We start from the raw sequence: 9,514 nt of genomic DNA, 5'->3' as shown, positions 1-9,514 counted from the left end.
ACCCCGGCCGACTTGCGGGTGCGGGCGGCGCTGATCGTGGAGAACAAGCAGAACCAGGTCAGCACCTACCACGGCGGCTTCTGGGGTGGGCCCTGGGGCGGCTACTGGGGCGGCCCGGCCTACACCGAGACGCGCACCCTGGACTACCAGGTCGGCACCCTGCAGATCGACCTGATCGACGGCCGCGACGGCAAGCTGGTCTGGCGCGGCAGCGCCCGGCAGGTGCTGCGCAACAACGCACCCAACCCGGCCGAGCGCGCCGCGGCGATCCGCGAGACCGTGGCCAAGGTGCTCGCGCAGTATCCGCCACGCTGAGGTCCTCAGGCTGTCGCGGAGAATCGCGGCGCGATGGATTATTGCCAGACGACCCACTAGGCTCGGCATCTCCTTCCCCGACTGGTCCCGCCATGCCCACGACCTCCAGCTTCACCGTCCGCCCGGCGCAGGCCGCCGACCTCGCCGCGGTGGTGACCTTTCCGCAGGACGCCGACGAACTCTTCTACTGCTACCCCAAGGCCAGCTGGCCGCTGAGCGTCGGCCAACTGGCCGCGGCCATGGCCGAGCGCCGCGACAGCACGGTGGTCTGCCTGGACGACCGGGTCGCCGGCTTCGCCAACTTCTATCAGTGGCAGCACGGCGAGTATTGCGCCCTGGGCAACGTCATGGTGGCGCCCTGGGCGCGCGGCCAGGGCGTGGCGCAGCGGCTGATCGAGGCCATGGAGGCGCTCGCCCGTCAGCACTTCAAGGCCCGCGAGATGCGCGTGTCCTGCTTCAACGCCAACAGCGCCGGGCTGCTGCTCTATCCGCGCCTGGGCTACGCGCTCAGCGGCCTGGTGGAGCGTCGCGATCACCGCCAGCAGCGGGTCGCCCTGCTGCAGTTCAGCAAGCCGCTGTGATGCCGCCGGCCTTCGTGGGCTGACGGGGCGGACAGGATTTGCGGCATAATCGCGCGCTCGTGTTCTGCTGGAAATCGCCATGCCTGCCATACCCTGGTGGATGCTCGCCCTGCCGCTGGTCGCCGGCGCCTTCCTGCCGCTGCAGGCCGGGATCAACGGCCAGCTGGCCAAGCAGGTTTCCAGCGTGCTGGCGGCGGCCTTCATCTCCTTCGCCGTGGGCGGCCTGGCGCTGCTGCTGATGGTGCTGGTGCAGCGCGAGGCGCCGAGCTTCGCCGCGCTCAAGGGGCTGACCTGGTGGCACTGGAGCGGCGGCCTGCTCGGCGCCTTCTTCATCGCCACCGCCGCCTTCGCCGGACCGCGGGTCGGCGCGCTGCTGTTCATGGTGCTGGTGATCGCCGGCCAGCTGGGCATGGCGCTGCTGCTCGACCACTTCGGCTGGGCCGGTTTTCGCCAGGCACCGATCAGTCTGGGCAAGGTTGCCGGCCTGTTGCTGATCGTCGCCGGCATCTGGCTGATTCGCCGCGGCTGAGTCTGCCGGCGCTTGCAAAGGCAAGTTTTGGTGGCGGGGACAAAGGCCCGTAGGGTGGGCTTCAGCCCACCACGGGAGTTGGCATGGGCTAGAGCGGAGCGCCGCCCGACCCCCCGGCAAGGCTGGGTCAGTCGCGCTCGAAACGGTAGAACAGGTTGGGTTCGCTGGCCAGGTAGAGGTTGCCGCGCTTGTCGAAGGTCACCCCCTCGGCCTGCGGCACGCTGCTGCCCAGGCCGGCGAAGCCCTGCAGCAGGGAGCGGAAGCTGATCAGCTGGCCCGCGCCGTCCAGCTCGATCAGCAGCTGGGATTCGTCGCTGAGCAGCACCAGGTGCCCGGTGCGTTCGTCGAAATGCACGGACGACAGGTCGGTGGCGAACACCTTGCGTTCGATCCAGGCCTGGCGGTCGATGATCTCCAGGTTGAAGTCGCCGGCCAGGCTGCTTTTCAGGCCGCGGATTTCGTAGAGCTTGCGCGGCGAGTGTTCCTTGACCACGAACAGGCGGTCGCCGGCGCGGTCGTAGCCCAGCCCCTCGAAGCCCTGGTTGCCGCCCAGGCCGATGCCCAGGGTCAGCGCCCGGTAGTCCTCGCGAAACAGCGGCCCCGGCTTTTCCGGCACCTGAACCGCCACCAGGCCGTGCTGGCGTTCCTCGGCCAGCAGCAACAGGCCGTCGCCCAGGTAGGTGACGCCTTCGACGTCCTCGAAACCGCTCAGCGGGTAGCGCGCCAGCAACTCGCCATCCGGGCTCAGGCGCAGCAGCTGTTCGGGGTTGTTGACCACGGCCCAGAGCTGGTCGCGGTCGTCGTCGTAGCTCAGCCCGGAGAAATTGTCCGTCACCCCCGCCACCGCCTTGGCCTCGATGCTCACGCGGTATTCCGGCAGCCACAGGCTGCGGTGTTCCCAGGCCTCTTCGTGCCAACTGGTCTTGATCCAGAAGTACAGACGGTCGTCCAGATGCAGGGCGCGCACCTGATAGACCATCAGCAGGACGAATAGCAACAGTGCCCATTTCCATGGGCTGACGACAGGTAGCCTTCCTAGCACCCCCTTGGCAGCGGACAGCATCGCTAAAGCGCTCGCAGACAGGTGGGAAAACGGCAGTATGGCGGCCCTGTGTTGCAGTTGAACGCGCCTGCCGGCCTCGCAAGAGGCTGGCGTTCGACCGGGCGCTGCGGCATGTGTTCGGTCGGGGCTCTGGGGCAAAAGGTAACCGGGTGTTAGCCGGGCCTGGCGGCTGCGCCCCGCCTTTGACTTCGAGGGCGGGGTTGCTAAGGTGATGCCGCGAGCCGTTGAGGCCGGACTTGAGCGAGAGGAGCAACCACCATGACCCAGGTACTGGCTTGCATCGACGGTTCCCTGTCGTCCCCGGCGGTGTGCGACTACGCCGCCTGGGCCAGCCTGCGTCTGGGCGCGCCGCTGACCCTGCTGCACGTGCTCGACCACAAGCAGTACCCGCCGCGCAGCGACCTGTCCGGCAATATCGCCCTGGGCAGCCGCGAGCAGCTGCTGCAGGAGCTGGCCGAACTCGACGAACGGCGCAGCAAGCTGGGGCTGGAGCAGGGCCGCCTGGCCCTGGAGGCGGCCAGGGAACGCGCCCAGCGCGACGGCGTGGCCAACCCGCAGCTGCGTCAGCGCCATGGCGATCTGGTGGACAGTCTGCGTGAGCTGGAGAACGACATCCGTCTGCTGGTGATCGGCCGCCAGGGCGAGACCAGCGACGCGATCAGCCAACTGGTCGGCAGCCAGCTGGAAAGCGTGATCCGCACCCTGCATCGGCCGATTCTGGTCAGCCCCGGCCAGTTCCGGGCGCCGCGCAGCCTGATGCTGGCCTACGACGGCAGCGCCACCTGCGACAAGGGCGTCGACCTGCTCGCCGCCAGCCCGCTGTTCCAGGGCCTGCCGATCCATGTGGTGATGGTCGGCGCCGACAGCGACGCCGCTCGCGCCCAGTTGCAGCAGGCCGAGCGGCGCCTGGTCGCCGGCGGCCATCAGGTGCAGCTGGCGATCCGCGCCGGCGAGGTCGAGCCGAGCCTGCACGACTACCAGACCGAGCAGGACATCGACCTGCTGGTGATGGGCGCCTATGGCCATTCGCGCATCCGCCAGTTCCTGGTCGGCAGCACCACCAGCCATATGCTGCAGACCAGCGTCAGCCCGCTGCTGCTGTTGCGTTAGCGGGCATGCTGCGAGCGACACCCTGCATGATGAAAGCCTGCGCGGTATGTCCTCCCGCATCCGGCGTTTCGCGCCACCTTCTCCCAGGGGGAGAAGGACATCAAGGGGGGGGCGTCGCTACGCGACGTTCACGCTAAGCGCGCCGGCAGACGAGCGGTACTCAAATACTGGCAATTCGACATCTTGGCGGTCGCGAAAAGGCGCTATGCTCAGGCACAGTAGTTGCTGTGATCACAAACGCCATGACCGACGCCGAAGTACCGCGCCATCCCGCCGCCTTTGCCCTCTGGCGCGAGGTGCAAGACACCCGTGTGCGCACCCGTCTGGGCGGTTTCTACTACCTGCTGGCCTGGCTGCTGACCTGGCTGTTCAGCGCCGATCCCGCTGGCCTGCTCGGCGTCGGCCTGGGCGGTAGCGCGCTGTTCTTCGTCCTGCTGCTGGCGCGCCAGCTGCATCGTCCTGGCCCGCTGGACAACCCGCAGCAGTTGCAGCGCTGGCTCGACCAGCATTGGGGCCTGCTGCTGCTCACCTCGCTGTGCTGGGGCCAGGCCCACGCCTGGATGCTGTATCGCGCCGAATTCGCCGACTCGGCGCTGATCGCTACCCTGGCCACCGTCGCCTTCAGCACGGCGATGACCTTCAACTTCGCCATGCGCAAGCGCCGCGCCATGCTCGCCATCGCGCTGCTCTACCTGCCCGGCCTGGTCGTGCTGGCGCTGGAGTGGCCGCAGCAGCGCGCGCTGCTGGTGACCCTGGCCTGCTACCTGAGCTACCTGCTGCTGGTGCTCGGCCGCAGCCACCGCGAGTATCAGGCCACCCTGGCCCTGGAACTCAAGCTGCTGGAACAGCAGGCGCGCCTCGACCTGCTCAGCCGCACCGACAGCCTGACCCAGCTGGGCAATCGTTACCAGTTCAACAACCTGTTCCCCAGCCTGGTGGCCGGTTCCCGGCGTCGCGGCGAGCCGTTGTCGCTGGTGCTGCTGGATATCGACCATTTCAAGCAGGTCAACGATCGCTTCGGCCATTCGGCCGGCGACACCTGTCTGCAAGCCTTCGCCGAACGCCTTCGCGAGGTGTTTCGCCGCGACAGTGACGCCCTGCTGCGCCTGGGCGGCGAGGAATTCGGCGTGCTGCTGCCGAACACCTCGCTGGAGCAGGCCCGGCAGCTGGCCGAGGAATTTCGCGCGGCCCTGGCCAGCCAGGGCGTGGCGCTGGAAGGCGAGCGGCGTCCGCTGACCACCAGCCTCGGCGTGGGGGCGTATCTGGCAGACAGCGACGCCAGTGCCGAGGCCTTCTTCAAACGGGTCGACGACGCCCTGTACCGCGCCAAGATGGAGGGCCGCGACCGTCTGGTGATTGCATGAACGCCCGGCCGTGGGCGCCACCGGCTGGCGGCCGGATGCAGGAACAATCCAACGCGGCATCGGCCGTCCATGTGGGCGGCTCGTACACAAGGAGTGAACCATGCACAGCCCTATCCACTTCCTGCTCGACCTGAGCGTACGCAAGAAGCTGCTCGCCGGCTTCGGCCTCGTGCTGCTTATCACCCTGGGCATTGCCTGGATCAGCCAAGTCTCGCTCAGCAGCACGCTGCAGCGTTTCGACACCCTGCTGGGCGTCAACGAAATCGACACCAAGTTGTCCCAGGCCCGCCAGGAGGAGAAGAACTTCATCCTGCGCGGCGATAGCCGCTACCTGGCCCAGGCACAGGCCTTGGCCGAGGAGATCGAGACCCTGGCGCGGCAGAGCCTGGCCAGGCTGACGCGCCCCGAGACCATTGCCCTGATGCAGGACATCCAGCGCGATGTCGCCGGTTACCGCGAAGAACTGGCGCAGCTCGGCCAGGCCGTCGACACCAACCAGACGGCGCAGACCGCGATGGAAACGGCCGCCCGCGGGGCGCTCAAACAGTTCGACGCACTGGAAGAGCGGCTCAATCAGGCGGCAGTCAGGCAAATCCGCCTGAGCGGCGATGAAACCAGCATCCGTCTGCTCGATTTCTCCAACCAGGCCAGTGCCATGGCCAAGGAGCTGCTGGAGGCCCGCCGTCGCGAGAAGGACTTCATCCTGCGCGGCGAGCAGCAGTACGCCGACCAGCTGCAGGCCCACTTCAGCTCGCTAGAACGGGCCGGCCAGCAACTGCGCGGCAACCTCGACGACCCGGCGGCGCGCGCCGATATCGATGCCGCGCTGGCGCAACTGGCGCAGTACCGCAGCGGTTTCCAGGGGCTGCAGCAGGCCGTCGCCAACCGCGATGCGAGCGAACGCGACATGACCGAGCGTGCCCGCCAGGTATCGGTCGCCTCCGGCGATTCGCTGGCCCTGCAGCTCAAGACCCTGCAAGCCGAAGCCGCGCAGGCCGAAGCGGTGCTGCTCGGCGCCGCGGTACTGGCCTTCGTCCTGGGACTGCTGTGCGCCCTGTTGATCACCCAGTTGATCGTCGGCCCGCTGCAGCGCGTGGTTGGCGTCGCCCGCCAGGTGGCTGCCGGCGACCTCTCCGCCGATATCCAGAGCACCCGCAAGGACGAGCTGGGGCAACTGATGCAGGCCATGCACGCCATGACCGAGAGCCTGCGCGAGCTGCTCGGTCGCTTGACCGACGGCATCCAGCAACTGGCCACGGCGGCCGAGGAAATGTCGGCGGTCACCGAGCAGACCAGCGCTGGTGTCACCCAGCAGAAGATGGAAACCGAGCAGGTCGCCACCGCCATGCACCAGATGACCGCGACGGTGCAGGACGTGGCCCGCAATGCCGAGTCCGCCGCCGAATCGGCGCGCGACGCCGACGAACAGGCGCAACGGGGCAATCAGACGGTGCAGCAGGCCATCGAGCGTATCGAGGGCCTGGCCCACTCCATCGAACGCTCGGCCGAGGCCATCGAACGGCTCAAGCACGACAGCACCAACATCGGCGCCGTGCTCGACGTGATCAAGGGGATCGCCGAGCAGACCAACCTGCTGGCGCTCAACGCTGCCATCGAGGCGGCGCGCGCCGGCGAGATGGGCCGCGGTTTCGCCGTGGTCGCCGACGAGGTGCGCGCCCTGGCCCGCCGTACCCAGGAGTCGACTGCACAGATCGAGGGGCTGATCGCCAATCTGCAGGGCGGGGCGGAGAATGCCGTGGCCATGATGGGGCAGAGCTGCACCCAGGCGGAGAACACCGTGGTGGCGGCCAAGCAGGCCGGCAGCGCGCTGGGCGCGATCAATGCCTCGGTGTCGCTGATCCAGCAGATGAACCAGCAGATCGCCACGGCGGCCGAGCAGCAGAGCTCTGTGGCCGAAGAGATCAACCGCAGCGTGTCGAGCATCCGCGATGTGGCCGAGCAGTCGGCGGCGGCCACCGAGGAAACCTCGGCCGCCAGCATCGACCTGGCCCGCCTGGGCGGTGAGCTGCAAACACTGGTCAATCGATTCAAGCTGGCCTGAGCGCCGTCCCGCAAGCGCGTTGCGGCGTTTGCGGGACGCTGCAGCAAAATGCCATCACTCGACTAGGCTGATGCTGTAGTGGTCGGAGTGCGCGCCATGCTGCCTGAAGTGAAGATGTCCAGCAGTGCCTTCAAGCTGTGGCGCGAGGCGAGCGACATGCACGCGCGCTCGCGTTTCGGCGGCTTCTACTATCTGCTGGCCTGGTGCCTGTTGTGGCTGACCAGCCGCTCGCCGACGCAGAACCTCTGGCTGTGGCTGGCCGGCGGCCTGTTGCTGTTGGCATTCGTCGCCCTGCGCATCCTTCACGAGCCCCGCGAGCAGCGCGGCGAGGTCGCCCTGCAGCACTGGCTGCGCCAGCACTGGTTGCTGATGCTGCTGCAGGCATTGCTCTGGGGGCTGATGCTGGCCGGGATCGAGCTGAGCCGGGCGCTGGATGTCTCGCACCTGATGGTTATGCTCACCGTGGTGGTGTTCGCTACCGCGATGGCGTTCACCTTCCCCATGCGTCGCGGCCCCTGTGCCCTGGCCATGCTGCTGATCTACCTGCCGGCCACCGCGGTGAAGTTCTGGCAGGAGCGTACTGCGCCGGGCGAGTCGGTGGCGCTGTTGGTGTACCTCGCCTACATGATGCTGTTTCTCTACCGCTGGCACCGCGAGTACCGCATCGGCCTTGAACGCGAGATGCGTTTGCGCCAGCACAGCGAGGAGCTCGACCAGCGCAGCCGTACCGACGCCCTTACCGGGCTGGGCAATCGCTACCAGTTCAACGTGCTGCTGGCCAACTGGCTGGCCTCCGTGCGTCGCCAGCACAGCCCGCTGGCCCTGGTGCTGCTGGATATCGACTGGTTCAAGCAGGTCAACGACCGCCACGGCCACAGCGCCGGCGACCTCTGTCTGCACCTGTTCGCCGAACGCATGCGCAAGGTGTTTCGCCGCGACAGCGACATCCTCCTGCGCCTGGGCGGTGAGGAGTTCGCCGTGCTGATGCCGCACACCAGCCTGGAGCAGGCGCTGCAACTGGCCGAACGCTTTCGCCGCGAGCTCGAGCAGGAGCCGCTGCAGCTGCCGGCGCTGAGCCTGTCGATCACCTGCAGCATCGGCGTCGGCGACTACCTGCCGCTGTGCGACGACTCGCCGGAGGCCTTCTACAAGCGGGTCGACGACGCCCTCTACCAGGCCAAGAGCAAGGGCCGCAACCGCGTCGAACTGGCCTGAGCCGGCCCGCCAGTGTGCGTAGAGTGCGCCGCGCGCACCGCTGGCCAGCGGCGGCTCATGACGAATCGCAATTATCCTGGAACAGCCGGCTAGACCGTCTTGGCCATCCGCCCGGCGAGCAGCGCCCAGCTCAGCAGCAGGGCGCAGAGGATCGCCAGCGGCCAGATGCGCCACTGCAGGTAGGGCGTCAGCCCCGCCATCGGCAGCACTTCGCCGTAGAGCACGCCCTGCTCGAACTGCGGCAGCTCGAACTGGATGCGGCCCTGCGGGTCGATCACCACCGTCATGCCGTTATTGGTGGCGCGGATCATCCAGCGGCCGGCCTCCAGCGCACGCATCTGCGCCATCTGCAGGTGCTGCAGCGGGCCGATGGAGGTGCCGAACCAGGCGTCGTTGCTCACCGTCAGCAGGATCTCGCTATCGGCCGCCAGCGTCGCGGCGAATTCCGGGTAGACCACCTCGTAGCAGATATAGGGCGCCACCCGATAACCCTTGGCCAGCAACGGCGGCTGCTCGGCCGGGCCGCGGGCGAAGTCGGACATCGGCAGGTCGAAGAAGGCGATCAGCCCGCGCAGCAGCTCCTGCAGTGGCACGTACTCGCCGAAGGGCACCAGCTTCTGCTTGAGGTAGGTGCCCTGGCCCTCGCCGAAGCTGGTGATGGCGTTGTAGTAACGCAGCTCGCCGCGTTCATTGGCCTGGCGCACCGGCACCCCGGTGATCAGCGCGCTGCCCTGCTCGCGGGCGAAGCGATCCATCACGCCGATATAGCCCTGCGCCAGATCCTTGAGCACCGGGATGGCGGTTTCCGGCCAGACCACCAGGTCCACCCGCTCGGCGCTGAAACTGAGGTCGCGGTACAGCGCCAGCTGGGCGTTGAGCTGGGCCGGGTCCCATTTCAGGTTCTGTTCGACGTTGCCTTGCACGGCGGCGACCGTCAGGCGGTCGCCGGCCGGGCGAGTCCAGGGGCGATCCTTGAACGCCGGACCGGCGACCCAGGGCGTCAGCAGCAGCACCAGGCCGACGGCGAGGAAGGCCTTGCGCGCCCGCAGGCGCGGCAGGTTGACCAGCAGCGCCGCGGACAGCGCCAGGCTGAAGGAAATCAGCCAGACCCCGCCGAGCGGTGCCAGGCCGGCCAGCGGCCCGTCCAGCTGGCTGTAGCCGGCGTAGAGCCAGGGAAAGCCGGTGAGGAACCAGCCGCGGAACACTTCCTGAGCCAGCCACAGGGCGGCGAAGGCCAGGGCGTCGGCCAGCGGCGCCTCGCTGCGGCGCAGCCAG

Annotated in this window: 9 protein-coding genes; 7 read left to right on the top strand and 2 right to left on the bottom strand. The window is 68.1% G+C overall.

The genetic code is table 11. The annotated features are described in order from the left end of the window. The 3 genes from N878_RS04720 to N878_RS04710 form a co-directional block, all read left to right on the top strand. Positions 1 to 315, top strand: a 315-nt coding sequence (locus tag N878_RS04720) for a DUF4136 domain-containing protein (RefSeq protein ID WP_021442537.1), incomplete at its 5' end; no start/stop codon positions are given. Between the two features lie 92 nt (positions 316 to 407). After that, positions 408 to 896: a GNAT family N-acetyltransferase gene (locus N878_RS04715; protein WP_021442536.1), complete on the top strand. Its 489-nt coding sequence runs from the start codon at positions 408 to 410 to the stop codon at positions 894 to 896. Positions 897 to 975: 79 nt separating this feature from the next. Continuing rightward, on the top strand, positions 976 to 1,425 hold the full coding sequence (locus tag N878_RS04710; RefSeq protein WP_031302760.1) for a DMT family transporter: 450 nt from the start codon (positions 976 to 978) through the stop codon (positions 1,423 to 1,425). 127 nt (positions 1,426 to 1,552) lie between these two features. On the opposite strand, the gene N878_RS04705 is transcribed toward N878_RS04710, so the two are convergent. Continuing rightward, on the bottom strand, positions 1,553 to 2,488 hold the full coding sequence (locus N878_RS04705) for an SdiA-regulated domain-containing protein (protein WP_031302759.1): 936 nt from the start codon (positions 2,486 to 2,488) through the stop codon (positions 1,553 to 1,555). Positions 2,489 to 2,746: 258 nt separating this feature from the next. Between N878_RS04705 and N878_RS04700 the strand changes: the two genes are divergently transcribed. From N878_RS04700 to N878_RS04685, 4 genes are all read left to right on the top strand, one after another. Continuing rightward, entirely contained in the window at positions 2,747 to 3,598 is an 852-nt protein-coding gene (locus N878_RS04700) for a universal stress protein (RefSeq protein ID WP_021442533.1), read from the top strand. 242 nt (positions 3,599 to 3,840) lie between these two features. Next, positions 3,841 to 4,962: a GGDEF domain-containing protein gene (locus N878_RS04695; protein WP_021442532.1), complete on the top strand. Its 1,122-nt coding sequence runs from the start codon at positions 3,841 to 3,843 to the stop codon at positions 4,960 to 4,962. Between the two features lie 100 nt (positions 4,963 to 5,062). After that, positions 5,063 to 7,024, top strand: a complete 1,962-nt coding sequence (locus N878_RS04690; RefSeq protein ID WP_021442531.1) for a methyl-accepting chemotaxis protein — start codon at positions 5,063 to 5,065, stop codon at positions 7,022 to 7,024. Positions 7,025 to 7,120: 96 nt separating this feature from the next. Further along, positions 7,121 to 8,239: a GGDEF domain-containing protein gene (locus N878_RS04685; protein WP_021442530.1), complete on the top strand. Its 1,119-nt coding sequence runs from the start codon at positions 7,121 to 7,123 to the stop codon at positions 8,237 to 8,239. An 89-nt stretch (positions 8,240 to 8,328) separates the two neighbouring features. On the opposite strand, the gene lnt is transcribed toward N878_RS04685, so the two are convergent. Beyond that, a partial coding sequence (gene lnt / locus N878_RS04680; RefSeq protein ID WP_021442529.1) for an apolipoprotein N-acyltransferase occupies positions 8,329 to 9,514 on the bottom strand: 1,186 nt, incomplete at its 5' end.

It is taken from the genome of Pseudomonas sp. EGD-AK9, assembly GCF_000465935.2.
Classification (GTDB): domain Bacteria; phylum Pseudomonadota; class Gammaproteobacteria; order Pseudomonadales; family Pseudomonadaceae; genus Aquipseudomonas.
This window is presented reverse-complemented; position numbering and strand designations above follow the sequence as displayed.

What these genes read in the sequence shown, in the direction of transcription:
- N878_RS04715 (WP_021442536.1), top strand. Translation starts at nt 408, where the DNA reads ATGCCCACGACCTCCAGCTTCACCGTCCGCCCGGCGCAGGCCGCCGAC.
- N878_RS04710 (WP_031302760.1), top strand. Translation starts at nt 976, where the DNA reads ATGCCTGCCATACCCTGGTGGATGCTCGCCCTGCCGCTGGTCGCCGGC.
- N878_RS04705 (WP_031302759.1), bottom strand. Translation starts at nt 2,488, where the DNA reads ATGCTGTCCGCTGCCAAGGGGGTGCTAGGAAGGCTACCTGTCGTCAGC.
- N878_RS04700 (WP_021442533.1), top strand. Translation starts at nt 2,747, where the DNA reads ATGACCCAGGTACTGGCTTGCATCGACGGTTCCCTGTCGTCCCCGGCG.
- N878_RS04695 (WP_021442532.1), top strand. Translation starts at nt 3,841, where the DNA reads ATGACCGACGCCGAAGTACCGCGCCATCCCGCCGCCTTTGCCCTCTGG.
- N878_RS04690 (WP_021442531.1), top strand. Translation starts at nt 5,063, where the DNA reads ATGCACAGCCCTATCCACTTCCTGCTCGACCTGAGCGTACGCAAGAAG.
- N878_RS04685 (WP_021442530.1), top strand. Translation starts at nt 7,121, where the DNA reads ATGCTGCCTGAAGTGAAGATGTCCAGCAGTGCCTTCAAGCTGTGGCGC.